Raw genomic sequence first — 24,868 nt, forward strand, 5'->3', positions numbered from 1 at the left:
AGACAGCTAAGCACCCTCACACATTGGCAAAAAAACAGGCGGCCCAGCGCAACGGGCCACCTGTTCATATAAAGTGCCCCCTCCCAAAGAGGGCGCAGACAAAAGGCCGGAACGACAATGCTCCGGCCTGTTCTTTCGATATGCTTTTGTTCAAACTTACCCTCGAAGAGTGAGCCCTGTTTCATTCAATGCTGCAATAGACGGCGGGGCAGTTTTCGCAGCCGATTTCTTGTTTGAGATATTCGAGGTTATGAACGGTTATTTTTCCTTTTTTAATTGATATGAGTCCGTCACGTTTTAGGTCAGCCAGGATGCGGTTGGTGCTTTCCCTGGATGTTCCGCAAAAATTGGCTAGATCCTGGTTTGTTAATGGCAGGTCGATGAGTATGCCTTCTTTCGTATGGATGCCGTAGCTGTTGGTCATACGAATCAAGGTTGAGAACAGGGCACCGCGTTTTCCGTTCAGCACAAGGTCGCGGAATTTGGTCTGGGTCTTCCTGAAGTGGTCGCTCATCCATTTCATAAATTCAAAGGCTAGCGCGCTGTTTTGGAAGATTTCTGTCTCGATGACGTCCTTTCGGATTGCGGCGACTTCTCCAGCTTCTAGGACTTTCGCGCTCAGAAGGTACTTCGGATTGGACGTGAACAACGTTAATTCCCCGCAAATGTCGTTCTCGCTGCAAATCCTCAGTGACAATTCGCGTCCATCCGAGGTAATTTTGCTGATTTGCACCTTGCCGGAAAGGATGATATAAAGTTCTTCCGCTTCCATTCCTTCCCGAAATAGAAAAGAGCCGCGCTCAGATCTGAAGGTCCTGTCTGCAAAATGCAAGAGTTCTTTTATTTCGATGGAGTGGGTTGGTTTCATCGTTTTTTCCGCTACCATAGTGGCCACCTCTTTATCTTAATTGAATTTCCGTCTGTGATTTTTGTTACTTTTATTGTACTTCACGAACAGGCTTAGAAATTCTGTTAACAATGACAATATAGTGAAAACTCAAGTCTGGCAGGCAAAATATGAATATTTTATGAAAACTGCTATTAGCTAGGCGGCTTTTACCAAATGCCTTCTAATATGTGCTAAAATGTAGTGAAATAACAGTAAACAATATGTATATGTAAGTTAATGTCTTTTTTTCGTGAAAGAGACTGGTGAACGGATGCGAATTGGAGTGTTGTAGAAACCGCCGGTTTTTGCAGGTTCCTTCCCTAAATGGAAGTGGTGTTTGCCATATCCTGAATATTGGAGTTGAGACAATGGAAAAGTCCATTATTAAAGATAAGTTGAACAGGCCGCTAAGGGATTTGAGGATTTCGGTCATCGACCGCTGCAATTTCCGCTGCCAATATTGCATGCCCGCCGATAAATTCGGGCCGGACTTTGTGTTTTTGCCGAGGAGTGCCCTGCTAACCTATGAAGAAATTGAGCGGATTGCGAAAATTTTCGTCAGTCTTGGAGTCGAAAAAATCCGGCTGACAGGGGGAGAGCCGCTCCTTCGTAAAGATCTTCCCATCCTTGTTGAAATGCTGTCGAAAATAGACGGATTGAGCGATATCGGCTTGACGACAAATGGTGTTCTTTTGCCAAAATTCGCAGAGCAGCTGAAGGCGGCTGGGCTGATGAGGGTGAATGTTTCCCTCGATACACTTGATGACACGCTATTCGGGCAAATTAACGGCAGAAATGTCGGAACGAAGCCTGTCCTTGACGGAATTGCTGCTGCCAGGAAGACCGGCCTTGGCGTTAAGGTGAATATGGTTGTCAAAAAAGGCCTCAATGACCAGGACATCCTCCCGATGGCGGAATACTGCAAGGAAAATGGCCTTCAGCTCCGCTATATCGAGTATATGGATGTAGGGAGCACGAATGGCTGGAAAATGGATGATGTTGTCACCAAAAAACAGATTTACGATATGCTGAAGGAAAAATATGAGCTTGAAGCGGTTGACCCGGCCTATTATGGCGAAGTGGCCAAGCTGTATCGCTATAAAGGGACGGACATGGAAGTCGGATTCATTACGTCTGTTTCAGAATCGTTCTGCAGCAGCTGCACCCGGTCCCGCCTGTCAGCGAACGGCCAGATATTCACCTGCCTGTTCAATGGCAACGGCCATGATATACGCAACTTCATGCGGAACGGCGCAACGGATGAGGAGCTTGCCGAGCGGGTCACGTCGATCTGGGAAGGCCGGAAAGACCGTTATTCGGATGAGCGGACAGAGGAAACAGCCGCAAACCGCAAGAAAATCGAGATGTCCTACATTGGCGGATAATAATAAAGAGGCTTGGCCCGGAAATATCGGGCAAGCCTCTTTTTTTAAATAAGTCCCCCGGGGTGGAAATCAACAGCCAAGGATAACAAAGCCTTTGAGAAGGAAAGCAGCCCGATTCAATAGAGAGAATCGGGCTGCTGTTTGATTTTAGAACTAATTAGAAATACCTTGGGAAAAGGATGTTGTTCTCGAGGTGCACATGCATGAACGTTTGCTCCTCAAGCATTTCAAGCCGCTTATAGACGAGACGGTAAGTTCCGCATGCATCAGCCGGCGGAGTAAAGTCGGAAGTGATTTCACGAAGCTCCTTTAGGATGGCGCCCGCATGGTCATGTTCCTTTTCAAGCTCTTTAATATAATTGAGCGCTTGCTCACGATCTTCCACCATCTCGGCGTCAAGCTGCCTGATTAATGGGAATACTGTTTCTTCCTCTTTCGCGACATGCTCAAGCATTTCTTTTTTCAGTTCATAATAAAGCTCATACACTTTCATAAGTTCAGGACGATGTCCGCCATGTACGCGGGAAACCTTCGTGACATAGGGGCTCAGGTTCAAAAATTCCTCACGGAGCGGATTATGGTACTCGCTGATGACATGGTCGATGATTGTATTGGAATCAGATTCAGTCCATACTTTTACATCCGTTTCTAATTGTCCGCTCTTTTCGATAGTCTCATCCAATTTTGCCATGAGGTCTTCAAGGTTCAAGCCGCCAGCGGCAGCCGCTTCGGCGATTGGAGTCGCACCGCCGCAGCAGAAGTCAATCCGGACGCTCTTGAAAACATCGGCTGTTTTAGGGAATTCATTTACAAGATCTCTTACGAGTGTTTGAGCTGAATAAGTTTTAAGCATGTTACTATTTCCTCCTTGTTAAAGGTAATAAGCCTTTTGGTTAATTTAAGGATAAACCATCGAGCGAGGGGAGAAGGTGACCTGCATCACACTTGAGAATATTTTTCAGTGACATTTTCATTTCGCCAAAAAATGTCCACAATTCCGTATTTGCCATTAAATCTGGTTTCAGCTACCCTTATAAGGGAGATGAAGTACTTATATAGTGATTTGCAGGAGATGATGACATGCTGGAAATGAGAAAGCCGATTTCAATTGGCGAAGCTGTGCAGCGGGTTATGAATTATAAGCAAGCGGGTCAAACCGAACACATATCAATAAATGAAAGCTACGGCCGCTTCCTTGCGGAGGATCTCGTTGCAACGAGCAATGTCCCCCATTTTACGAGAGCGCCCTATGACGGTTTCGCCGTGCGTTCTGCTGACACGCAGGAAGCCGGGCTGAATAGTCCTGTTGAATTTGAGGTGATTGACCATATTGGGGCGGGCCATACAACCTCAAAGACCCTTGGCGAAAGGCAGGCAGTCCGCATCATGACCGGTGCGATGATGCCTGAGGGGGCTGATGCCGTCATGATGCTTGAATTAGTGAAAACGTCCGAGCGCGATGGCAAAAACTACATGACGATCAAGCGGAAAATCAAAAAAGGGGAAAATGTCTCCTATAAGGGCGAGGATGCCAAGCAGGGGGAGATCCTCGTGCAAAAAGGGACGCTTATCAACCCGGGCATCCAGGCGATGCTCGCGACTTTTGGCTATGCGGAAGTACCTGTTGCCAAGAAGCCGGTTGTCGGCCTATATGCAACAGGAACCGAGCTTCTTGATGTCAATGATCCGCTCGTCCCCGGAAAGATCCGCAACAGCAATTCCTACATGATTGCCGCGCAAATTGAACGCGCTGGCGGTAAAGTTGAGTATTTCGGGACGCTCCCCGATGATTTCGATACATGCTTCGATGCTGTCAAAAATGCACTCGGTAAAGTCGACATGCTCGTAACGACCGGCGGCGTTTCTGTGGGTGACTTTGACTATCTTCCGGCTATTTATGAAAAACTCGGTGCGGAGGTGCTGTTCAACAAAGTGGCCATGAGGCCGGGCAGCGTAACTACAGTCGCGCAATTTGATGGAAAGCTTCTATTCGGGCTTTCAGGAAATCCGTCCGCATGCTATGTCGGCTTTGAACTTTTTACACGGCCAATAATTCGGACGATGCTTTGTTCGGACAAGCCGCATCTCCGCAAGGAAAAAGGAGTTCTGGATACAGATTTTCCGAAGGCGAATCCGTTCGCCCGATTCGTCCGCAGCACGGCGTTCTTCCATGAAGGCAGGCTGATGGCGAAACCGAGTGGACTAGATAAATCGAACATTGTCATGAGCCTTGCCGGTGCGAATTCCCTCATGGTACTGCCCGGCGGCACAAGAGGATTTGAAGCGGGGATGGAAGTCGACGTCCTCCTGCTTGAAGACCAGGAAGGAAGCGAATGGCCTTGGTAAGGCCATTCGTTTTTCAAGTTGTTGGTTATCAGAACAGCGGGAAAACGACTTTATCGGAGTCCATGATTAAAATTTTGAAAGAGGCGGGCTGCCGTGTCGCGTCTATAAAGCATCATGGCCATGGCGGGAAACCCGATGTCCTTGAGCAAAAAGATTCAGCCCGCCATCTAGCCGCCGGTGCCGAGGCTGTATTGGTTGAAGGTGCGGGCCGGCTCCTCATCCATTCGGAAAAGGATGAGTGGACCCTTGAGGAACAGCTGACCTTATTGTCGGCATTTAAGCCGGATCTCATATTAATTGAAGGACATAAGCATGCAGCATACCCGAAAATCCTCCTCTTGCGAAACGAAGAGGACGAACGGCTTCTACACGAATTAAAAAATATACTCGCCGCGGCATACTGGCAAAGTAAACCCGATACTGATTACCCGGCATTTCCGATTCAACATAGCGAAATAGCAGAAAATCTAGCTGAACTTATCATGGGACATCTTGACTAGGTGTCTTTTTTTCTGCCCGAATTCAGTGGAGTTGTCTTTTTTACGGACAACCTGCAAATTTACAATCCAAATAGGGGAAAACCTTGAGATTAGTTACTTTTGTCACTGAATTGTCACGATTACTCCGTTACAATGAAACATGGTTGTGCAAAAAAGGGGAGTGATTTGGGTGGGATTGTTTCATTGGTTTGCCTGGCTCGTCTATCCGTATACAGTTGCGGCAATCCTGGGTATGGGGATTGTGTGGCAGTATGAATCTTTTGCAATGTTTGAGGAAATGCAGGTTAAGTCCGGTGTTATTTTAAATCGCATCGTAAAGCTTCTCTGGCTGTTAACGACTCTGACCGGTGTGGGGTTGATTGCTTTTTATCGTTCCACGGATGACCTGCCGAACATGGGGCAATGGCTTCTTGGCTTCCTGTATTTCAGCCCGGACTTAACGGTTTTGAAGCATGCCTCTGTTTTGCTGCAAATACATTTATTGCTGTTATTTACATTCCTGTTATTTTTCTCATTCACGAAATATGTATCTGTCCTATTTAAGCCACTTTATGTTCTGAAAGCGCTTAACAGAAGGAAAGCCAGACTACGATAGGACTTGTTGCCAATTCTGACACTTTTCATCTCTTAAAATGTGATGCATTTCACTTTGTGGCTTCTTGGTTTCCACTATAGTGATGGTAAGATGCTAACGGAGAGGTGTTAAGAATGAAATTATTTATGCCAAAGCAGCACGGCGCATGGGCGATGGTCATTATTCCATTCTGGCTAGGGGTCGTTTCAGGCGGCTTTGTGTGGGAGCATATCCCGTTTTTCCTTGGATGGCTGCTCCTTTATTTATCAACATATCCAATGCTGCTTTTATTTAAGAAGAAGAAATTGAAATACCATGTAAAGTGGTCCTTGGTTTATTTTGTGCCTGCAGTTTTGCTGTTGCTGTTTCCGCTTTTAGAACGGCCTTCGACAGCCTGGTTTGGAGTTATGATGATTCCGTTTTTCCTGATCAATGCTTATTTCTCTTCGCAAAATAAAGATCGTGCCCTCGCTAACGATTTCAGTGCGATCGGGGCATTTTCCCTCGCAGGCATCGCCAGTGCCTATCTTGCCACTGGAAACGTAAATACGGAGGCAATACTTGTATTCGCTGTATCATGCTTGTTTTTCATTGGCAGCACATTCTTTGTGAAATCAATGATAAGGGAAAAGAAAAATGCCACTTTCAAATGGATTTCATGGGGCTTCCATTTGATGATTCCTGTACTATGGGCTGTTTCCGCCCAGTGGCTCGTCGCACTTGCATTCGTGCCCAGCACCTTCAGGGCTTTGTATTATTACGGAAAAGGGCTGACCCCTAAGCAAATTGGTATATATGAAATCGTCAACTCAACAATCTTCTTTACCTTGATGGTTTTCCATCTTACCCTGAATTAAGGGCATGCCTTGTTCCTTGATCGGTTTATACTCCCGTCGCCTTTCCTTTAATTTTTGGGAAGGTTTCCGGGCAAAATAATAGCCTGCCGGGCATCAATTGCCGGCAGGCTTGATTTATATTAATCAATATTGCATATTTCTTTCGGGCAGTTTTCGCAGTCAATTTCACTTTTTAAATAGGCAAGCTGGTGAATGGTAATAATCCCTTTATCAATGGAGATAATCCCTTTCTTCCTTAAATCACTGAGCAGCCGGTTGACAACCTCCCTGGATGTACCGCAAAAATTCGCGACCTCCTGGTTTGTCAGTAGAAGATCGATCATGATGCCTTCACCCGTTTTGACGCCATAACTATTCGCCATCCTGATCAAGGTTGAGTAAAGAGCTCCTTTTTTTCCATGGAGCACAAGGTCCCGGAACTTCGTTTGGGTCTTCCTGTAATGCTGGCTCATCCATTTCATAAATTCCAATGCCAATTCGCTGTCATGGGCAAGCTTCGCTTCAAGCTCGTCTTTCATGATAACAGCGACTTCACCGCTTTCAACAACCTTTGCGCTCAACAAATTCCGAGGAGTTGCGCAAAAAATATTCAACTCACCGATTAAATCACCTTCGGAGCATATCCTTAAGGTCAATTCCCTGCCATCCGGGATGATTTTGCTTACCTGTATTAAACCACTTAACAAGACATAAATTTCCCGGGAGGGGGATCCTTCCTGAAAAAGAAAATGTCCTTTTTCCACCTTTTGAATATGATGGGTATGCTTTAATAACTCTGTTAATTTTGCCGGTGTTCCTGCTAAGGATTGCATGGCTGCCACCTACCTTTTCCAGCTAATACATAAGGAACATGTAAGATATTACTATTATTATATTGCTAAAGAAGGAAAAAAACTATAAAACCATGTGAATATTCATACAAAAGTCACATTCGACAAATATTTCCCTGGAAATTCGCCAACCCTTTTTGTTAAAAATTGCACCTTATTAGGATGGAGGAAACGGCAAAAATAAAAATTGAAGGATTTATTAAAAGGAGTGGATCGTATGGGACAGAATCATCAGTTCAAACCAGGCCAGAAAGCACCGAATAACGGCACGTATATCGAAATAGGGGACACTGGAAGCCCAGTGATGAATCCGCAAAAACTGTACTTGAAGAAGGGGCAGCGCTTTCCTGAGGCCTCCAACCATGAACGGCTATGGGCTTATACGAGAAAGCCGTGAGGATTTTTCGGTTTCCTTTTCGGAAGTGACAATGCTTAGTTTAAAAATGCTATTAGAGGGTTTTTCCCAATAATCAAGGGGTTGAACAGTTTCAGAACGGGGTATTAAAAAGCAAAGAGGGAAGAGTTATCAGATTTCGTGATAATATTTTTTACCCATGAAAAAAGGTCATCCTGCAAGGATGGCCTTTCGTCAATGTTTAATGATGATCAACCGGGTCATTCGGAATGATGGCCGGTACAACTAGAATAAGAACAGTCGTCAGCAGCCCCAATATAGCCGCGATTTTGTAGTCAAATGGAACGCCCAGCATGGAAGTTACCACGTAGCTTAACATTTCCACTAATAGCAAAACCCAAAAGAAAGTCCAAAAATATCGCATATCCGTCACCTCAACCTGTATTCTCTTGTTTTATCTTAACATAACGAGTGAAAAAAAAGAAACGCTTTCTTACCTGATCATCAGGTCTTACATAGAGGGGAATGGATTATTGCCCAGACATACAGGAAAGTTTAGTAACTTGGTGGGATAGTATCCTATTTCATTATGTATCGAGCATACATACAATAAGAGTGGAGAATGGCAGAAGGAGTTTTTTGTATGGAAAACCGGAATTTTCAGCTTGATGGCCAGTGGAGTACCATATACTACCCGGAAAAACCGACAGGATTCGGAATCATATTTTTTGGTGATGATCGGCACTTTGTAGATGAAAGGACAAGTTTCTGGAATCAGAATGCCGGTAAACGCCAAATCTTGGACGATTTAAAGGAAGCGGGATACACTCTCTTCACCTCGAATTTTCACGGGAAAAATTGGGGGGCTGAAAATGCTGTCAACCTGGCTTTAACTCTGTATGACTACGTGATGAAACACGAAATATTGAATGGGAAAATCCACATCCTGGCCGAAGGAATGGGGGCGATTTGTGCACTTAGGTTCGCACAGCAAATGAATGAGCGGGTACGGTCAATCGTCCTTCTTAATCCAATTCTGTCAATAAAGCACCACCTTGAACAGGAGAAAGAAAATAAGTTTTTTTACCGGAAGATTTTTCGGGAAATTGCTGATGCTTATGGAATAAAAGCTGAAACAGAAAAGGAAATTGCCGGCCTGAAAGATCCTGTTCTAGATTTAAGTATTCCAATGAAAGTTTTTTATATCCTATCAGGAGGGAGAAGCTTCAGCCATGCAAGAACCTGCAAGGGTACCATCGCTTCCTACAATATAAAAACTCCTGTAAGTGAAGTGTATTTGCTGCCTGAAAAATCAGGACAGCTCGGTATGGATATGGCAAAGTATATGTCCAGATATGAAAAGAATCTTTAAGGGATAAGGAAGAGGAATATGCTCCCTTTGCAGGCATAGGATACAGATAGACAGGTGGAAAATGGGGGGCGATTGCGATAGGGAAAGCAATTATCATCGGTGCCTTTGAATTACTAGGCTTTCAGCTTTGCAAAAGATTGCTTGAACGGGGGTATGAGGTTATTGGGATTTCTCTTATCGACAGAAGCGATTCACTGGAGGAGGAAATGCTGCTTGAAATAGGGCGCAACAGCAATTTTGCAAAAGCAGATATGGAAGCCTTGCGGCATATGGATGACCAAAGTGATATAGTTATCTATTCCCTATATGATTTTTATCATGTTGAAAAGAGCTGCGGACTGAAGGAAAAGGGGAAGTGGGCCGCTGCTTGCCGGACAATTTCTCAAATAGAGCATGCTGGTTTTACGGTACTTTTGCTCCCTGTAGGTCTGGACGAGCGGGGAGTGGCTGAATCGAACTGTGGGACAGTTGCGGATACTGCTGTACTGGCAGCAGAACAAACTGAAAATATGTTAAGAGTTTATTTGCCTGAAATCCCAGAAGGGTATGGGCTGAAACGTACCGGGGGCGATGAAGCAGCCTCTGAAGATTCAAAGTTGCCACATCAAGTTCTTGGCCGGCTTATGTGTGCTGATGTGCAGCCTATTTTGGAAGAAGCGGCAGAAAAGATTGCGGAGGCCATTGAAAAAAAAGAAGCGGGCAGCTTGTTTCTCGAAAAAGAAACGAATCAAAGAAATAATTAAGAAAGCTGCCATGGGTGGGCAGCTATTTCTTTTTAATCGCCTGCTGAATATAAGGATATATATCAGCGAATACCGGCTTTAATTTATCTGCGATGTCTGCCAGGCCGTCGATGACTTCCATCAGAAGGATATAGTTGATTTGTGCCTGGTCCGGGTTAAATCCGGCCGGCGGGGACTGGGGAGCATTTGAACTCATTCCGGCCTCGCCACTCTCTCTTTTGCCGAACATCATTCTGGAAAGAGGATCCTGTCCATTCCTGTCCGCACTGTTAGAATTATTATCCACCTCGCCACCCTCCTTTTTATCATCTCTCATTCTTACTATATGTTGAAGAAAAGGAAGTGGATGTAACTGGGTATAGGCTATCTGGCAAATAACTATTGCAAAAGCCCTTTTTTATTTGATAAAATTAGTACCAAGTCATAATAATTGATAATAAACTGTATTTTATATTTAATAATAAGGAGTTGGCCGCCATGCGAGCTGGCATAATTGGATTAGGAAGATATGTACCGGAAAATGTTGTGACCAATTTTGATTTTGAAAAAAGGATGGATACATCCGATGAGTGGATCAGGACAAGGACCGGAATAGAAGAAAGGCGGCTTGCCGCTGAAAATGAAGAGACGTCGGATATGGCCGTGAAAGCAGCCAAAAGGGCAATTGATAATGCTGGTATAACCCCTGAGGACCTTGATTTAATCGTGGTAGCGACTGTAACACCTGACAAACCGTTTCCAACGGTTTCCTGCATGCTCCAGGAACAACTAGGAGCTGTTAATGCTGCTGCGATGGACCTTAGTGCTGCATGTGCTGGATTCATGTACGGAATTGTGACCGGAAAACAATTTATTGAAACCGGCGTCTATAAGCATGTCCTTGTAGTAGGCGTTGAAAAGCTTTCTAAAATTGTCGATTGGAATGACCGGAATACAGCTGTCCTGTTTGGCGACGGCGCGGGCGCGGTTGTGCTTGGCCAAGTATCCGAGGATAAAGGGGTTTTAGCTTTTGAACTGGGCGCAGATGGAACTGGCGGAAAGCACCTCTATCAGGATGAATATATCATTATGAACGGCAGGGAAGTTTTCAAGTTCGCTGTCAGGCAAATGGGTGAAAGTAGTGTAAATGTCCTTCATAAAGCTGGGCTGACTAAGGATGATGTCGACTTCCTTGTACCCCATCAGGCAAATATACGAATTATTGAAGCATCCCGGCAGAGGCTTGAATTGCCTGCCGAAAAAGTATCCTATACAATTAGTAAGTACGGGAATACCTCCGCGGCATCGATTCCGATTTCCCTCGTTGAGGAAGTGGAAGCGGGCAAAATAAAAGACGGAGACGTTGTCGTCCTAGTCGGATTCGGCGGCGGGCTTACATGGGGAGCCATCGCGATCCGCTGGGGAAAATAATTGGGTAATAGTACAAACTTAAAAGGAAAGGTGCCCAGGCGCTCCGCTGTAAGCAGAAGTCCGCTTGACAGACATAAACAGCCTTGCGACAGGTAAAGTTTGCCTGTCACTCTGAAGCTTTTTATTGAGGCTTTCCTTTGTGGACCGGAAACACATCGCAATCTCCAATTACATGAGCTTATTTTGAAAAAATGAATGATAAAGATTTATTTATGAACGGAAATCATTTCTCAGGAAAAAAGGAGTTGGCTTTGCGTGACAAAACGTAGGGTAGTTGTAACAGGAATCGGAGCAGTAACGCCGCTTGGCAATGATGCCGAGACGACCTGGCAAAATATTGTGGCAGGGAAATCAGGGGTAGGGCCAATGACAAGGATCAATGCGGATGAATATCCGGCAAAAGTCGCAGCCCAAATCAATGACTTCAATCCGGAAGAATTTATGGAGAAAAAAGAGGCAAGGAAGATGGACCGGTTCACTCAGTATGCGGTCGCGGCCTCGCTCATGGCAGTGAAAGATTCCGGCCTTGCAATTGTGGATGAAAATGCCCATAGGGTTGGTGTTTGGATTGGATCGGGTATCGGCGGAATGGAAACATTCGAGCAGCAGTTTGAAGTTTTCCAAAAGAGGGGCTATAGGAGAGTCAGTCCATTTTTTGTGCCAATGATGATTCCAGACATGGCTGCCGGCCAAGTTTCCATCATGCTTGGAGCAAAAGGGTTCAATTCATGTACTGTGACAGCCTGCGCGACAGGAACAAATTCCATTGGGGATGCCTTTAAAGTAATTCAGCGCGGTGATGCTGATGCAATGGTGACAGGCGGGACTGAGGCGCCAATTACACGAATGGCGGTTGCCGGTTTCTGTGCGAACACCGCTCTTTCTACAAATCCCGATCCTGCAACAGCGAGCAGGCCATTTGATAAAAATCGTGACGGCTTTGTCATGGGGGAAGGCGCCGGCATCGTTGTTCTGGAAGAGTTGGAACATGCAAAAGCAAGGGGCGCAAAAATTTATGCTGAAATCGTTGGATACGGTGCGACAGGAGATGCATACCATATTACCGCACCAGCACCAGGCGGGGAAGGCGGCGTCCGGGCAATGCGGATGGCGCTTGAAGATGGCGGGTTGAATCCGGAAGAAGTGGATTACATTAATGCCCACGGGACGAGCACCGATTATAATGACCGTTTCGAAACCCTCGCAGTCAAGGAGGTTTTCGGGAGCCATGCCTATAAACTGGCGGTAAGTTCAACTAAATCAATGACTGGCCATCTACTTGGGGCGGCCGGCGGCGTTGAGGCGATTTTTACGGTTCTTGCTATGAGGGATTCCATCCTTCCGCCTACAATCAACTATGAAACCCCAGATCCCGAATGTGACCTGGACTATGTTCCGAATGAAGCGCGAAAAGGGGAAATCAAAGCGGCTATCAGCAACTCGCTTGGCTTTGGCGGCCACAATGCGACACTGGCATTTAAAAAGTACGAGTAGAATAATTCAGAATGGCGCAAGTAGCCATTTCTGAACGAATACAAGATAAAGCAGCCCGCGATAAGTTTGCGGGCTGCTTTTTTTTGCCTGAATTTCCTTTGGGGCCAGCTTTGATTCTCCGCACATTCCGGTATACCGCCCATATGATATAGGAGAAACCGTGAAAGGGGCATTGAGATTGGGTATTATTGGAACGGATCAATGGCTAGAGAGGAACTGGCAACGTCCGGAAGTGATATGTGAGAGGTTGAGAGAACATTTCCCTCCGGGGCATGAAAATAAAATTTATCAGGAATTAGCCAGTTTTGGGATGTACAGAAAGCGGATGTTCAGCCAAACAGAGATGGACGAATTTATTAAAAGCGATGTTTGGAAGAAAACAAACAGGCTGTTTGCAAAATATAGAGCCAAATGGTCGGGGCCAGACATCCCGGTCTTTATTTTTCCAGCTGTAAAGAAAAGTGGTTTCCTGAGGAGTGCTGAACCAGTGAAATCCGGAGTATCCTACACGGACAAGCTTTTTCTATTTCTGCCACAGAAAATAGCCCTTGAAGAATTGGAGGCGCTATTTGTCCATGAGTATCACCACTGTTGCAGGCTGAAAGCCAGAGGTAAGAAAGCGGAAGAAAATACACTACTCGAATCAATGATTCTTGAAGGCTTGGCAGAGTACGCAGTCTTTAAGGAATGCGGAGAAGGGATGTTGGGAAAATGGTGCAAGCTTTATACAGAAGAGGAGTTAAGAAAATTTTGGAAACTGTTATTGCAAAATAATCTAGATAAGAGGAAAAAAGAGAAAATCCACGATTTGTTGCTGTTTGGAGGTAAAGGTGTTCCTACGCTTCTAGGATACTGTTATGGTTTTTATCTAGTAAAAAACTATTATAAACAGAGAGGATTTTCCATGGAAAAATCATTCGAAATTAGTGAAAAAACCTTTATAACACTAGGGGAAAATGAAAATTAGGTATGTAGGCCCACAGCAGTGGGTTTTCTAATTTTTTGGGGTTGTTGGGAAATAAAAACAAAAAATCCTTGCAATTGTAACAAATTTGTAATAGTATTTTATTAAAATATAATGAATTGACAGAATAATTGAAAAGTAAGAGGGTGTCGTATGAGCACAAAAAAATTTCAACAAAGCGCTGCACCATTACTGGAAGTTAAAAATTTGGAGACTGCTTTTGACATTGACGGAGCTTATTATAATGCTGTCGACAATGTCTCATTTTCAGTAAAACCGCGGCAGATAGTCGGAGTGGTCGGTGAATCGGGCTGTGGGAAATCGGTCATGAGCCTTTCCATCATGCAGCTTTTGCCAAAGGGAATCGGAAAGATCAAATCCGGAGAGATTGTTTTCGATGGAATACATATAGAACAGCTGAATGAAAACCAGATTAATAAAGTCAGAGGCAAAGATATATCAATGATTTTCCAGGAGCCGATGACATCGCTGAACCCGGTATTCACAATCGGGTCGCAAATCCAGGAAGTACTTTTAAACCATCAGAAAATAACCAAAAAGGAGGCACGCCAAAAAGCGGTTGCCCTCCTGAAAAGTGTAGGCATTTCGCGGCCTGAAAAAATAGTCGATGAATATCCGCACCAGTTGTCTGGCGGTATGAGGCAGCGGGTCATGATCGCGATTGCAATCGCTTGCCAGCCGAAGCTTCTTATAGCGGACGAGCCGACAACTGCGCTTGACGTGACAGTACAAGCTCAGATACTAGAACTGATAAAAGAAATTCAGGAAGTCAATGATATGTCTGTCATCCTAATCACGCATGACCTCGGCGTTGTCGCCGAAATGTGTGACGAAATCATCGTTATGTACGCCGGAAGGATTGTGGAGCACACGGATGCGGAAACCCTTTTTTACAATCCGAAGCATCCATACACAACCCTTTTGCTCGGAGCCATTCCGAAAATGGAAGATGAAACAGAGCGCTTAAGCTCTATCCAGGGTATCGTCCCTTCACTTACCAACATGCCAAAGACAGGCTGCAGATTCGCCAACCGCTGCCCAATGGCCATGCCTGAGTGCCATACTGTCACCCCTCTTCTGGCTGACAGCGGCGACGGCCACAAGGTAGCCTGCCTGCTCTTTGAATCCAGCAGGCCGAAGGAAGGAGTGACGGGCCGATGAGCGGAATTACAACAGTGGAACAGAAGCAAGACAACAACGTGTCCGGCCATGAAATTTTACTGGAAATTAAAAATCTCAAAACCTATTATCCTGTCAAAGGCGGGTTTTTCAGAAGGACTGTCGGAAACGTTAAAGCGGTCGACGATATTTCCTTTGAAATCAAAAAAGGGGAAACGCTCGGACTTGTCGGAGAGTCTGGCTGTGGAAAATCAACAGCTGGACGTACAATCCTGAGGCTCCTTCGCCCTACTGCCGGAAAAATCATTTTTGACGGCAAGGATATAACGAATGTCAGCGGAAAGACACTAAGAGATATTAGGGCGGACCTGCAGATGGTTTTCCAGGATCCATACGCCTCACTGAATCCGATGCAGATGGTCGGCGACATTATCGCTGAACCAATCTATAACTTTACGAAAAAGCCAAAAGAAGAACTGAAAAAAGAAGTGTTGGACCTCTTGGAAAAGGTAGGCCTTCCCGAGGATGCATATTTCAAATATGCTCATGAGTTTTCCGGCGGGCAAAGGCAAAGGATCGGCATCGCCCGTGCCCTGGCACTGAGGCCGAAGTTGATTATCGCCGATGAGCCTGTATCCGCCCTGGACGTATCGGTCCAGTCACAGGTTCTCAATTTATTGAAGGATCTTCAGGAAGAATTTGACCTCACCTTCTTGTTCATTGCCCACGATTTGAGTGTCGTAAAGCATATGAGCGACCGGATTGGAGTCATGTACCTTGGGAATATGGTTGAGATTGCGGATAAAGACAGCCTTTATGCTGAACCGCTCCATCCATACACCCAGGCATTGATTTCCGCCATTCCTTCTCCTGATCCAAGGAAAAAGAAAGAGCGGATCATTCTGACTGGCGATGTGCCGAGTCCATTGAATCCTCCTTCAGGCTGTCCGTTCCATCCGCGCTGCCCGATGGCGATGGAGCAATGTTCTGTTACAAAGCCTGAATTAAAGGAGGTGAAGCCGTCCCACAGTGTGGCTTGCCACCTTTATTAAAAGGAACGGCTCAAATATACCGTGAACTGAATGGGAATTAAGAAGACAAAGGGCTTCCATCCGAAGCACGAATTCGCTAAGTAAAGAGCCTAAACTCTTTTACTTTATAAAAACATGGCGAGTGCCTTGGCGCTAACTATGTTTTAATCGTCCAAATTCCTGGACGGAAGATTTACCAATACTTAAATGGGGGGAACACAATGAGGAAAAGTTGGTTATGGCTGTCTGCGCTAGTATTGGTTTTATCCATGTTCTTGGCTGCATGCAGCGGCGGCGAAAAAGCCGGTAATACGAAAAAGGGTAACGAAGGCAAGAAGGAAGAAGCAACAGACAAGCCGCAAGATGGCGGAACACTTGTTTACTCGCTTGATTCCGAGCCAGAAGGAAAATTCAACATCAACTTCTACGGAACACAAACTGATGCCTACGTCATCGATTTCTTCGATGAAAACCTTATCGATTTTGATGAGAACCTGAAGCCTCAGCCTTATATCGCATCTTGGGAAACTAACGACAACAAGGTTTTCAAGTTCAAGATCAAAGAAGGCGTAAAATGGCACAATGGCGAAGAACTTAAGATCCAGGACTGGGAATTCGCCATCAAAGTCCTTGCTGACAAAGACTATGACGGACCACGCTATGTCAACGTTCAAACTGTTGAAGGCGTCCCTGCATACAAAGAAGGAAAAGCTGATTCCATTTCCGGTATCAAAATCATCAACGACTATGAGATGGAAGTCACTTTTGACAAAGCACGCGTGAACAACCTCGAAAACTTCTGGACTTACGCGATGTCCCGCAAGGAATTCGAAGGCGTTGCTGTTAAAGACATGATGGCTTCTGAGCAAGTCCGCACGAAGCCGGTTGGACTTGGTCCATTCAAGGTTTCCAAAATCGTCCCTGGTGAGTCTGTCGAGCTTGAGCGCTTCGATGAGTACTTCAATGGAAAACCGCACATCGAGAAAGTTGTCATGAAGGTTATCGATCCGTCCTTGACTGTTGGTGAACTTCAAAACGGAACTCTTGATATGACGTCTTTCCACCCAAGCATTGTGGAGCAGGTTGAAGCAATTGACAACGTAAATGTTGTGAAATACCCTGGCCTTTCCTACTACTATGTTGGTTTCAAGCTTGGTAACTGGGATGGCAAGAAAAACGTCATGAACGAGCCTAAGTACCAGGATAAAGAACTTCGCCGCGCGATGTACTATGCAATTAACCGCGAAGAGTGGGTTAAAGCATTCTTCTTCGGCGTAGGTAAGCCTGTTAACCGTCCAATCCCGACAAACCACTGGATCGCGGCTGACAATAAAGACCTTGAGCAATTTGAGTATGACCCTGAAAAAGCAAAGAAAATTCTTGATGATGCTGGCTGGAAGGATGTAGACGGAGACAAGTTCCGTGAAGATCCTAACGGAAAGCCATTCGTTGTAAACTTCTCACACTATGCGACTCAAAACCCAACATTCGAAGCACGTGCTAAAGCGTTGACTCAATATTGGGAAGATATCGGCCTGAAGACGAAGCTGACTATGACTGATGCTGGCCTTTACTATGACATGCTTGAAAAGTCCGACAAGAAGATGGAAGTATTCTTCGGAGGCTGGTCAACAGGATCAGATCCAGATCCATCCGGCCTGTGGAGATCAGATGCACTTTGGAACTACCCTCGCTGGGTTAACGAAAAGAGCGACAAGCTACTTGATGACGCACTTGATATGAGTGTTGTCGGAACTGACCAGGAAAAGCGTAAAGAGCTTTATGTTGAATGGCAAAAGAACTTCATGGATGAGCTTCCAGCTCTTCCAATCGCTGAGCTTGAAGAAATCGTTGCCGTCAACAAGCGTGTACAAGACGTTAAGTATGACGTTTCCGGATCTAACCGCCCTCACGAGTGGTGGATTAAGCAGTAATGAATGAAACTCCCTTCAGCGGCGGCTTCGCCGCTGATGGACAGTTCCGTTAAAAGCCGGTTTAATAACCAGCCTATAGCAGGAAATTCAGTGAATGCCTGAATGGCAAAGACTTAACCGCGGATTTCTCCCGCGGTTAAGTTTACTGATTTACCGGAAGATTTAATGGGACAACCATCCCGAAAGTTGAAGCTTGAAGAATGATAGTTTAGGCGGGGCCTTTCTCTCTATCCCAAATGAGGTGAAAGAAGCACCCAAGACGTAGTAAAGGTAAGGAGAATGCATATGTTGAAGTATACACTCCGTAGATTGTTGGGCATGATCCCAATGTTGCTCCTTATCTCCATTGTGGTGTTCACCTTGGCGAAGCTGATGCCGGGAGACTCCCTCAGTGGAGAAATTGACCCAAACAATACTGACCCTCGCTATATTGAGGAAATGAGACAAAAGCTTGGCTATTACGATCCGCTGCCTGTCCAGTACTTTAACTGGATTACCGACTTTGCGCAGGGGGATTTCGGGAAATCTACCCGATATAAAATACCAGTTTCTGAAGTAATCAGTGAAAAACTGCCAAACACAATTATGCTTGGCGGGACTGCGATTTTGATTACATATGTCCTTGCGTTCATTATGGGCACTTATGCGGGAAGGAAGCCTTATACGTTTCTTGATAACGCGATTGGCGGATTCAACTATGCCGGGCTGTCGATTCCTTCGTTTGTAGCCGCAGTATTTGCCATTTATATTTTTTCCTTCAAGCTAAACTGGTTTCCATCCAACGGCTCGGTCGATATTACAATCACCCAGGGAACCCTTGACTGGTATTTGAGCAAGCTTCATCACGTACTGCTTCCGGCACTCGTGTTAGGTGCATTAAGTACGGCCAGTTATACACAATTTTTGCGGAATGACATTATTGAAAACAGCCGCAAGGATTATGTTAGGACTGCAAGGGCAAAGGGGACACCGGAAAGCCGTATTTACAACGTGCATATTTTGCGTAACTCCATTATCCCGCTCATTACCTTTTTAGGTTTTGATATTGTCGCAATCATCAGCGGGGCGATTATTACAGAAACGATCTTTACCTATCCCGGAATCGGCAAGTTATTCCTTGAGTCAGTAAATACAAGGGATTATCCCGTCATGATGGCGCTAACGATGTTCTTTTCATTGATGACATTGGTTGGCAACCTGATAGCGGACCTTTTATATGGCGTTGTCGATCCGCGAATCAGGCTGGATTAGGGGGGACAGATAATGGAAATTGCAACTCAAAAAGATACAGAACTGAACTCGGCGCCACCAAAGAGAAGCCTGTCGCCAATGCAGCTTGCCAGGAAAAAGTTCATGAAGAACAAATTGGCCATGGTGAGCTTGGTTTTCCTCGTTATCGTGGCAATCTTCTCTTTCTTGGCACCATTTATTACAACTGCTGACATAACAAGGATCAACATTGGGCAAATGTCGTTGAAACCATCCGCCGAACACTGGCTTGGCACAGATAAGAGCGGAAGGGATGTTTTCACTCGGCTCCTTTATGGCGGTCGAATCTCTTTGATGGTTGGATTGTCCTGTACATTTTTTGTCATCATGCTTGGTACAGTCATCGGCTCGATTGCCGGTTATTTTGGAGGCACTGTTGACAGCCTGCTGATGAGGTTCACAGACTTTATCCTTAACTTTCCATTTCTTGTCTTTGTCATCGTTTTGAACGCCATTTTGTTCGGACTTGTTTCCGGAGTCTGGGTTCTGGTCGGGACAATCAGCTTGCTAAGCTGGGGAGGGGTCGCGAGGATTGTACGCAGTAAAATTCTTGCGGAAAAGGAAAACGAGTATATCACCGCAGCTGTATCAATTGGCTGTTCTCCTTACAAAGTAATAACAAAACATCTGCTGCCAAACGTCATGTCAACGATTATCGTCCAGGCGACCATCCTGTTTGCCAGTATGATCGTCATTGAGTCGGCACTTAGCTATCTTGGCTTTGGTGTTCCGCAGGAAGTCCCAAGCTGGGGGAACATGCTGTCCTCCGCAAACGAACCGGATGTTTTACAAGGCAAGCCATGGATATGGGTACCACCGGCATTGGTCATTACCTTTACCATCCTTTCAATCAACTTCATAGGTGAGGGACTGAAAGACGCTTTCAACCCTAAATCACGAAGATAAAATCTACCATCCCAAAATGGTAGATTTTTTTATGTTCTTCAATAGAAAATCGGCTATATAGTTCAAGTGAGTATACATATCCGAAAGGAACGGCCATATATATGAAGAAAGCGGACTAGCAGGGGGCAACTATATGGATTGGGGCCGTCACCATGGCGATTAGGGCATTTTTCTTTCTAATAGGATTTGGACTTTCTGTATCGGGCGGAATCAGTTTGATTGCCTATTTAAATGTTTTTTCATCCGGCATGGGATATAGCGAATATTTTCGATTCATTTCCGACAAACCAGAGTGTTACTTGCTGCCTGCCGGAATCGCAATCGTATTAATAAGTATTTTCCTCCCCGGAAAGCTCATGGAAGAATGATTGGAATCCAGCTTCATTTAAGGAATAATTTAACTTATGACTGCCTATACTGAATGACAAATGGAATCTGAAGTGAGGGGTCGGATGATGTTATATCTTCATGATGTCTGGGTCAACTGGTTTGAAGGGGAAGAAAATGGCTATAATGTCTGCCATTTTCATGAATGGAGGAAAGATGACGGAGTTGAGCTGCTCGATCAGGTACCGCTTTTAAAAGTGGATCCGGTTCTCTTCCATTACATTGAAAGCGATTTGGCGCAGCTTCCCCAACAAATGTTGGATGATATTTACCAAAAAGCTTATATTCGGAAAAATCATGAAAGAATCCAGCTTGAATACTGCTTCATCATAAGTGATGGGCAAGAAATTCTCGCTGTGGATACGATTGGTTATAATATCCCTGTGAGAAAAAGCCGCCTGATCCCCAGGCAGGAACAGCTTGTGTATGAAATGCTGGAAAACGTTGAAGCTGTTAATTACAAATTCAAACAAGGCCATCTGGCAAAAGAATTTCATCTATTATCCCCGGAACCCGATTTGATGACTGGGCTTACAAGAAAGGAGCGCCAGCTTAAACAGCTATTGTTCATGGCACTCGACCAGCTGCAATCAATCGGAAATGAAGCAGAAATCCGCTACTGGTATACAGAATGGTGTCCTGAAAATTACTCAATGATCCAAACGATGGGATTTGAGGAAGCATGGCGTGAATTATATGAAGAAATTAAATTAGGCTGGAGCAAAAAACATGAAGGATTTTGCGAAAATTTAATTAAAGGACAACCTTTTTTTGAGAAACTGTGGGAAATGGAACACGGGCCGAAAGTAAATTGACAATCAAAAAGGCATTCGCCGCGAAAGTTGGTGAATGCCTTTTTACGATTTTTCCTTATTTTCGACGTTTTCTGCCAAGCCCCATCGCGTTTTCCATTTTCTTGAGCATTTTCGACGCAGTGCGGTTCGCTTTTTCAGCCCCAAAATCAAGAATATCATCGAGTTCAGATGACTCCATTAATTCGTGATAACGATCCTGGATTGGCTTTAGCGCTGCAATGACTACTTGAGCCAGATCCGCCTTGAATTCTCCATAGCCCTTACCTTCATATGCAGCTTGAATTTCTTCAATTGTTTTTCCGCCAAGGATGGAGTAAATCGTCATCAGGTTTGAAACTCCAGGCTTATGCTCCTTATCAAAGCGGACATTTCCCTCGGAATCTGTTACTGCGCTTTTAATTTTCTTTTCAATCACTTTCGGTTCATCTAGGATTGATATAAATGCCTTAGTATTTGGATCAGATTTACTCATCTTTTTCGTTGGCTCCTGAAGGGACATAATCTTGGCGCCAACTTCAGGAATGCGGACCTCGGGGATGGTGAAAATCTCGCTATACCGTTTATTGAAACGTTCGGCTAGATCCCTCGTAAGTTCCAAATGCTGCTTTTGGTCCTCTCCGACAGGCACGAGGTCTGTGCTATATAATAGGATATCGGCAACCATTAGTGGAGGATAGGTCAACAGGCCTGCTGAGACGGCATCCTTACCTGCGGATTTATCCTTGAACTGCGTCATTCTCTCCAGTTCCCCAATATAAGAGATGCATTGCATCATCCATCCAGCCTGTGCATGTGCAGGAACTTCGGATTGGATGAACAGGGTTGCTCTGTCCGGATCAAGGCCAACCGCAAGATACAGGGCGGCAAGACTGCGAATATTTTTCCTCAATTCAAGACGATCTTGCGGAACGGTAATCGCATGTTGATCGACAATGCAGAAATAACAGTTATAGTCCTCCTGAAGCTCAACGAATTGCTTAAGAGCTCCAATATAGTTTCCAAGCGTAATTGTACCGCTTGGCTGGATGCCGGAAAATATGGTTTTCACTATAGACGCCTCCTTTTTATTTTTTAAAAATAATAAAAAAAGACCATTCATCCCCAATGTATAGGGACGAATGGTCCGCGGTGCCACCCTAATTGCTAAAAAGCCTCTTTCCCCCGCATGAGGGCTGCCAGAATAACGCCTGGCATGCGCCGGGACATACTAAACTTCCTTCCCGGGGCTCAGAAGCCCATTCCTGAATGCCGGTTGTTTGTTCCCACCTGCCACAAACTCTCTAAAAACCGATGCCAAACAGTACTCTTCTTCATCAATGCCTTATCATTTAGTTTGTAGTATTAAAATACATCAATGTCATGACAAAATCAAGTGAATAAACAGAGTTTTTGCCGGTTATTCTATCTTTAAAAACCGCTGCTTACAACTAAATTGAAAGGGCGGGCAGGAAAAGTATATTAGCATAATGACAATCTAAGACAATTTCGTACTTGCATTACAGTTTTAAACTATTTATAATAAACGTAACAAACGATGACTTTACGGAATTGTCACATTTATTACAATTGTGTGTATCGCAGCCGGAGCAATTGAAAAAGCCGGTTTATAACTGTGGAGATCTTAGTATCTGCAAAGCTATAAAGTTGCTTTTTTTATTGCTTTTTTAATAGTCTTTCAATTCTTTTTACATTGAATTGTCAGATTATTAAATCATTACGCGCTGTATGAACAAATGTATGGGAGTGACAGACAGTTCAGTGACGTCCGTTTGGGCAAAATATTAAGTACTAGGGGGGTAAATTCGTGAAGAAAAGATTTTCCATCTTTTTCAGTATGCTTCTCGTAATGAGCTTGTTCCTTGCAGCGTGCGGCGGCGGCGAAAAAGCCGATGGCGACAAGGACAAAGGCAAGGAAGGCGATAAAAAGTCCGATGTGCCGCAGGAAATGCGCGTCAATATCAACTCCGAGCCATTCTCCCTTCATCCGGGACTGGCTAACGATTCAACATCCGGAGGAGTACTTCTCCAAACTTTTGAAGGCTTGACCCGTATCGATAAGGATGGCAAGCCACAGCCTGCTATGGCTGAAGACATCGAGGTATCCGATGACCTTACACAGTACACGTTCAAGCTCCGCGATGCAAAGTGGACAAACGGCGATCCTGTAAAGGCATCCGATTTCGTCTATGCTTGGAAATGGGCTCTTGACCCTGCCAACCAGTCACAGTATGCTTACCAGCTTTACTATGTGAAGGGTGGCCAGGCTATCAACGAAGGAAAAGCGAAGCCTGAAACACTTGGTGTTGAAGCAAAGGATGAAAAGACACTCGTTGTTACCCTTGAAAACCCGACTCCATACTTCCTTGAGTTGACTGCTTTCTATACTTACTTCCCAGTAAACGAGAAGGTAGCTACAGCAAATGACAAGTGGTATACAGAAGCGGGCGATGACTATGTGTCCAACGGACCTTTCAAACTTTCTGAATGGGCTCACCAGGACAAAATCGTTATTGAAAAGAACGAAGACTACTGGGATGCTGACGCAGTCAGCCTGACTAAAGTCGAAATGTTCATGATCAATGACCCGAATACTGAATTGTCAATGTTCGATAATGGCGAACTTGACTGGGCTGGTTCACCGTTCGGCACACTTCCAACAGACGCTCTTAAGCAGCTGAAGGATGCCGGCAACCTGAATATCAAGCCAATTGCTGGTACTTACTGGTATAAGTTCCAGACTGAAAAGCCGCCATTGAACAACAAAAACATCCGTAAAGCACTTGCTTATGCGATTGACCGCAAGGCAGTTGTAGAAAATATCACTCAGGGCGGCCAGGTTCCTGCAATGGCAATCGTACCGCCTTCCATGATCAAAGAAAATGATAAAGGCTATTACAACGACAAAGATGTTGCTAAGGCAAAGGAATTCCTGGAGACAGGATTGAAGGAACTTGGCTACAAAGATGTTTCCGAGCTTCCTCCTATCACTCTGTCCTACAATACTTCTGAAGCACACCAAAAGATTGCACAGGCAATCCAGGATATGTGGAAGAAGGAGCTTGGCGTTGAAGTTACCCTTGATAACGCTGAGTGGGCAGTTTACATCGATAAAATGCACAAAGGCGATTACATGGTTGGACGTATGGGATGGCTCGGCGATTTCAACGACCCAATCAACTTCCTTGAAATGTTCCGTGACAAAAACGGCGGTAACAACGATACATTCTGGGAAAATGCTGAATACAAACAGCTTCTGATTGATTCACAAAAAGAAGGCGATGCTGATAAGCGCCTTGAAATGCTGAAGAAAGCAGAATCAATTTTCATGGACGAAATGCCAGTTGCACCAATCTACTTCTACACTAACGTTTGGGTTAAGAATGACAAACTTAAGGATGTAGTTGTATCCGGTCTGGGCGATGTCCAGTTGAAGTGGGCTAAATTCGAGTAAAAATGAATAATTAGCATTAATTTTAGAGGCAGGTATATGGGCGTGGATCCCATATACCTTCCTTTCTGAATTCGGGTATATTTGAAAAATATTCTGAAGTATAGAAAAAATTAGGCATTCTTTCAGAGACTTGGCGTTTGAATGCCAAGTTTTTCTAGGCTTTCAGAGTTATAGGAAAATATTGGCCGATTCAGTCTGAGGCAGCCTCCCGTAATG

At 44.8% G+C, this 24,868-nt stretch carries 25 protein-coding genes and 1 other annotated feature; of the genes, 19 read left to right on the top strand and 6 right to left on the bottom strand.

Going from position 1 to position 24,868, the window contains the following annotated elements; translation table 11 throughout:
- Positions 1-181 precede the first annotated feature (181 nt).
- A complete protein-coding gene (locus BN1002_RS04455; protein WP_048823806.1) occupies positions 182-886 on the bottom strand; it encodes a Crp/Fnr family transcriptional regulator in 705 nt (234 codons plus the stop codon).
- A 371-nt stretch (positions 887-1,257) separates the two neighbouring features.
- Here BN1002_RS04455 and moaA point away from each other — a divergent pair, with 371 nt between their 5' ends.
- Positions 1,258-2,274, top strand: coding sequence for a GTP 3',8-cyclase MoaA (gene moaA / locus BN1002_RS04460; RefSeq protein ID WP_048823807.1), 1,017 nt, complete (start codon positions 1,258-1,260; stop codon positions 2,272-2,274).
- 157 nt (positions 2,275-2,431) lie between these two features.
- Here the strand turns inward: moaA and ric are convergent, their stop codons facing one another.
- Positions 2,432-3,127, bottom strand: a complete 696-nt coding sequence (gene ric / locus BN1002_RS04465) for an iron-sulfur cluster repair di-iron protein (RefSeq protein ID WP_048823808.1) — start codon at positions 3,125-3,127, stop codon at positions 2,432-2,434.
- A gap of 227 nt (positions 3,128-3,354) precedes the next feature.
- Here ric and BN1002_RS04470 point away from each other — a divergent pair, with 227 nt between their 5' ends.
- The 4 genes from BN1002_RS04470 (at position 3,355) to BN1002_RS04485 (ending at position 6,551) form a co-directional block, all read left to right on the top strand.
- Positions 3,355-4,620 carry a molybdopterin molybdotransferase MoeA gene (locus BN1002_RS04470; RefSeq protein ID WP_048823809.1) on the top strand — a complete coding sequence of 422 codons (1,266 nt, stop codon included), beginning with the start codon at positions 3,355-3,357 and terminating at the stop codon, positions 4,618-4,620.
- A complete protein-coding gene (gene mobB / locus BN1002_RS04475) occupies positions 4,608-5,120 on the top strand; it encodes a molybdopterin-guanine dinucleotide biosynthesis protein B (RefSeq protein WP_052445613.1) in 513 nt (170 codons plus the stop codon). Before BN1002_RS04470 ends, mobB begins: the two co-directional genes overlap by 13 nt.
- A gap of 169 nt (positions 5,121-5,289) precedes the next feature.
- A complete protein-coding gene (locus tag BN1002_RS04480) occupies positions 5,290-5,715 on the top strand; it encodes a respiratory nitrate reductase subunit gamma (RefSeq protein WP_048823810.1) in 426 nt (141 codons plus the stop codon).
- A 113-nt stretch (positions 5,716-5,828) separates the two neighbouring features.
- Positions 5,829-6,551, top strand: a complete 723-nt coding sequence (locus tag BN1002_RS04485; protein ID WP_048823811.1) for a YwiC-like family protein — start codon at positions 5,829-5,831, stop codon at positions 6,549-6,551.
- Between the two features lie 119 nt (positions 6,552-6,670).
- On the opposite strand, the gene BN1002_RS04490 is transcribed toward BN1002_RS04485, so the two are convergent.
- Positions 6,671-7,363, bottom strand: a complete 693-nt coding sequence (locus BN1002_RS04490; RefSeq protein WP_082036131.1) for a Crp/Fnr family transcriptional regulator — start codon at positions 7,361-7,363, stop codon at positions 6,671-6,673.
- A gap of 235 nt (positions 7,364-7,598) precedes the next feature.
- On the opposite strand from BN1002_RS04490, the gene BN1002_RS04495 reads away from it, so the two are divergent.
- The gene (locus BN1002_RS04495) at positions 7,599-7,778 is read left to right on the top strand and encodes a YjzC family protein (protein WP_048823812.1); all 180 of its coding nucleotides are present in this window, start codon (positions 7,599-7,601) and stop codon (positions 7,776-7,778) included.
- Between the two features lie 199 nt (positions 7,779-7,977).
- Here the strand turns inward: BN1002_RS04495 and BN1002_RS04500 are convergent, their stop codons facing one another.
- Positions 7,978-8,160 (bottom strand): YjzD family protein, encoded by a 183-nt coding sequence (locus BN1002_RS04500; RefSeq protein WP_048823813.1) that lies wholly within the window; start codon positions 8,158-8,160, stop codon positions 7,978-7,980.
- A gap of 219 nt (positions 8,161-8,379) precedes the next feature.
- Between BN1002_RS04500 and BN1002_RS04505 the strand changes: the two genes are divergently transcribed.
- Together BN1002_RS04505 and BN1002_RS04510 are read left to right on the top strand one after the other, a co-directional pair.
- A complete protein-coding gene (locus BN1002_RS04505; RefSeq protein ID WP_048823814.1) occupies positions 8,380-9,108 on the top strand; it encodes an alpha/beta hydrolase in 729 nt (242 codons plus the stop codon).
- Between the two features lie 206 nt (positions 9,109-9,314).
- Entirely contained in the window at positions 9,315-9,851 is a 537-nt protein-coding gene (locus BN1002_RS04510; protein WP_048823815.1) for a hypothetical protein, read from the top strand.
- 22 nt (positions 9,852-9,873) lie between these two features.
- Here the strand turns inward: BN1002_RS04510 and BN1002_RS04515 are convergent, their stop codons facing one another.
- Complete coding sequence (locus tag BN1002_RS04515; RefSeq protein WP_048823816.1) at positions 9,874-10,137, bottom strand: hypothetical protein; 264 nt, start codon at positions 10,135-10,137, stop codon at positions 9,874-9,876.
- A 191-nt stretch (positions 10,138-10,328) separates the two neighbouring features.
- On the opposite strand from BN1002_RS04515, the gene BN1002_RS04520 reads away from it, so the two are divergent.
- The 10 genes from BN1002_RS04520 (at position 10,329) to BN1002_RS04565 (ending at position 21,201) form a co-directional block, all read left to right on the top strand.
- On the top strand, positions 10,329-11,261 hold the full coding sequence (locus BN1002_RS04520; RefSeq protein WP_048823817.1) for a beta-ketoacyl-ACP synthase III: 933 nt from the start codon (positions 10,329-10,331) through the stop codon (positions 11,259-11,261).
- Between the two features lie 255 nt (positions 11,262-11,516).
- Positions 11,517-12,755, top strand: coding sequence for a beta-ketoacyl-ACP synthase II (gene fabF, locus BN1002_RS04525; protein ID WP_048823818.1), 1,239 nt, complete (start codon positions 11,517-11,519; stop codon positions 12,753-12,755).
- A gap of 178 nt (positions 12,756-12,933) precedes the next feature.
- On the top strand, positions 12,934-13,722 hold the full coding sequence (locus BN1002_RS04530) for a DUF2268 domain-containing putative Zn-dependent protease (protein WP_148362730.1): 789 nt from the start codon (positions 12,934-12,936) through the stop codon (positions 13,720-13,722).
- A gap of 150 nt (positions 13,723-13,872) precedes the next feature.
- Positions 13,873-14,901: an ABC transporter ATP-binding protein gene (locus BN1002_RS04535; RefSeq protein ID WP_048823821.1), complete on the top strand. Its 1,029-nt coding sequence runs from the start codon at positions 13,873-13,875 to the stop codon at positions 14,899-14,901.
- Positions 14,898-15,911, top strand: coding sequence for an ABC transporter ATP-binding protein (locus tag BN1002_RS04540; protein WP_048823822.1), 1,014 nt, complete (start codon positions 14,898-14,900; stop codon positions 15,909-15,911). Before BN1002_RS04535 ends, BN1002_RS04540 begins: the two co-directional genes overlap by 4 nt.
- A 200-nt stretch (positions 15,912-16,111) precedes the next feature.
- Complete coding sequence (opp4A, locus tag BN1002_RS04545) at positions 16,112-17,824, top strand: oligopeptide ABC transporter substrate-binding protein (protein WP_048823823.1); 1,713 nt, start codon at positions 16,112-16,114, stop codon at positions 17,822-17,824.
- A gap of 285 nt (positions 17,825-18,109) precedes the next feature.
- Entirely contained in the window at positions 18,110-19,075 is a 966-nt protein-coding gene (opp4B, locus tag BN1002_RS04550; RefSeq protein ID WP_048823824.1) for an oligopeptide ABC transporter permease, read from the top strand.
- Positions 19,076-19,087: 12 nt separating this feature from the next.
- Positions 19,088-19,999, top strand: coding sequence for an oligopeptide ABC transporter permease (gene opp4C, locus BN1002_RS04555; RefSeq protein WP_048823825.1), 912 nt, complete (start codon positions 19,088-19,090; stop codon positions 19,997-19,999).
- Positions 20,000-20,151: 152 nt separating this feature from the next.
- Positions 20,152-20,367 (top strand): YuzI family membrane protein, encoded by a 216-nt coding sequence (locus BN1002_RS04560; RefSeq protein ID WP_197072740.1) that lies wholly within the window; start codon positions 20,152-20,154, stop codon positions 20,365-20,367.
- 87 nt (positions 20,368-20,454) lie between these two features.
- Positions 20,455-21,201 carry a YjbA family protein gene (locus tag BN1002_RS04565; RefSeq protein WP_048823826.1) on the top strand — a complete coding sequence of 249 codons (747 nt, stop codon included), beginning with the start codon at positions 20,455-20,457 and terminating at the stop codon, positions 21,199-21,201.
- 55 nt (positions 21,202-21,256) lie between these two features.
- Here the strand turns inward: BN1002_RS04565 and trpS are convergent, their stop codons facing one another.
- Positions 21,257-22,252: a tryptophan--tRNA ligase gene (gene trpS, locus BN1002_RS04570; RefSeq protein ID WP_148362854.1), complete on the bottom strand. Its 996-nt coding sequence runs from the start codon at positions 22,250-22,252 to the stop codon at positions 21,257-21,259.
- Between the two features lie 56 nt (positions 22,253-22,308).
- Positions 22,309-22,527 (bottom strand) — a binding site (T-box leader).
- A 478-nt stretch (positions 22,528-23,005) separates the two neighbouring features.
- On the opposite strand from trpS, the gene BN1002_RS04575 reads away from it, so the two are divergent.
- Complete coding sequence (locus BN1002_RS04575; RefSeq protein WP_048823829.1) at positions 23,006-24,652, top strand: peptide ABC transporter substrate-binding protein; 1,647 nt, start codon at positions 23,006-23,008, stop codon at positions 24,650-24,652.
- Positions 24,653-24,868: the final 216 nt, after the last annotated feature.

It is taken from the genome of Bacillus sp. B-jedd, assembly GCF_000821085.1.
Taxonomy (GTDB): domain Bacteria; phylum Bacillota; class Bacilli; order Bacillales; family Cytobacillaceae; genus Bacillus_D.

Excerpts from the sequence above, each read along its gene's own strand:
- BN1002_RS04520 (WP_048823817.1), top strand. The coding sequence starts at position 10,329 with ATGCGAGCTGGCATAATTGGATTAGGAAGATATGTACCGGAAAATGTT.
- BN1002_RS04540 (WP_048823822.1), top strand. The coding sequence starts at position 14,898 with ATGAGCGGAATTACAACAGTGGAACAGAAGCAAGACAACAACGTGTCC.
- BN1002_RS04565 (WP_048823826.1), top strand. The coding sequence starts at position 20,455 with ATGTTATATCTTCATGATGTCTGGGTCAACTGGTTTGAAGGGGAAGAA.
- BN1002_RS04500 (WP_048823813.1), bottom strand. The coding sequence starts at position 8,160 with ATGCGATATTTTTGGACTTTCTTTTGGGTTTTGCTATTAGTGGAAATG.
- moaA (WP_048823807.1), top strand. The coding sequence starts at position 1,258 with ATGGAAAAGTCCATTATTAAAGATAAGTTGAACAGGCCGCTAAGGGAT.
- BN1002_RS04535 (WP_048823821.1), top strand. The coding sequence starts at position 13,873 with ATGAGCACAAAAAAATTTCAACAAAGCGCTGCACCATTACTGGAAGTT.
- opp4B (WP_048823824.1), top strand. The coding sequence starts at position 18,110 with ATGTTGAAGTATACACTCCGTAGATTGTTGGGCATGATCCCAATGTTG.
- BN1002_RS04495 (WP_048823812.1), top strand. The coding sequence starts at position 7,599 with ATGGGACAGAATCATCAGTTCAAACCAGGCCAGAAAGCACCGAATAAC.
- BN1002_RS04505 (WP_048823814.1), top strand. The coding sequence starts at position 8,380 with ATGGAAAACCGGAATTTTCAGCTTGATGGCCAGTGGAGTACCATATAC.
- ric (WP_048823808.1), bottom strand. The coding sequence starts at position 3,127 with ATGCTTAAAACTTATTCAGCTCAAACACTCGTAAGAGATCTTGTAAAT.
- BN1002_RS04560 (WP_197072740.1), top strand. The coding sequence starts at position 20,152 with ATGGCGATTAGGGCATTTTTCTTTCTAATAGGATTTGGACTTTCTGTA.
- BN1002_RS04455 (WP_048823806.1), bottom strand. The coding sequence starts at position 886 with ATGGTAGCGGAAAAAACGATGAAACCAACCCACTCCATCGAAATAAAA.
- BN1002_RS04485 (WP_048823811.1), top strand. The coding sequence starts at position 5,829 with ATGAAATTATTTATGCCAAAGCAGCACGGCGCATGGGCGATGGTCATT.
- BN1002_RS04490 (WP_082036131.1), bottom strand. The coding sequence starts at position 7,363 with ATGCAATCCTTAGCAGGAACACCGGCAAAATTAACAGAGTTATTAAAG.
- opp4A (WP_048823823.1), top strand. The coding sequence starts at position 16,112 with ATGAGGAAAAGTTGGTTATGGCTGTCTGCGCTAGTATTGGTTTTATCC.
- BN1002_RS04470 (WP_048823809.1), top strand. The coding sequence starts at position 3,355 with ATGCTGGAAATGAGAAAGCCGATTTCAATTGGCGAAGCTGTGCAGCGG.
- mobB (WP_052445613.1), top strand. The coding sequence starts at position 4,608 with ATGGCCTTGGTAAGGCCATTCGTTTTTCAAGTTGTTGGTTATCAGAAC.
- opp4C (WP_048823825.1), top strand. The coding sequence starts at position 19,088 with ATGGAAATTGCAACTCAAAAAGATACAGAACTGAACTCGGCGCCACCA.
- BN1002_RS04510 (WP_048823815.1), top strand. The coding sequence starts at position 9,315 with ATGCTGCTTGAAATAGGGCGCAACAGCAATTTTGCAAAAGCAGATATG.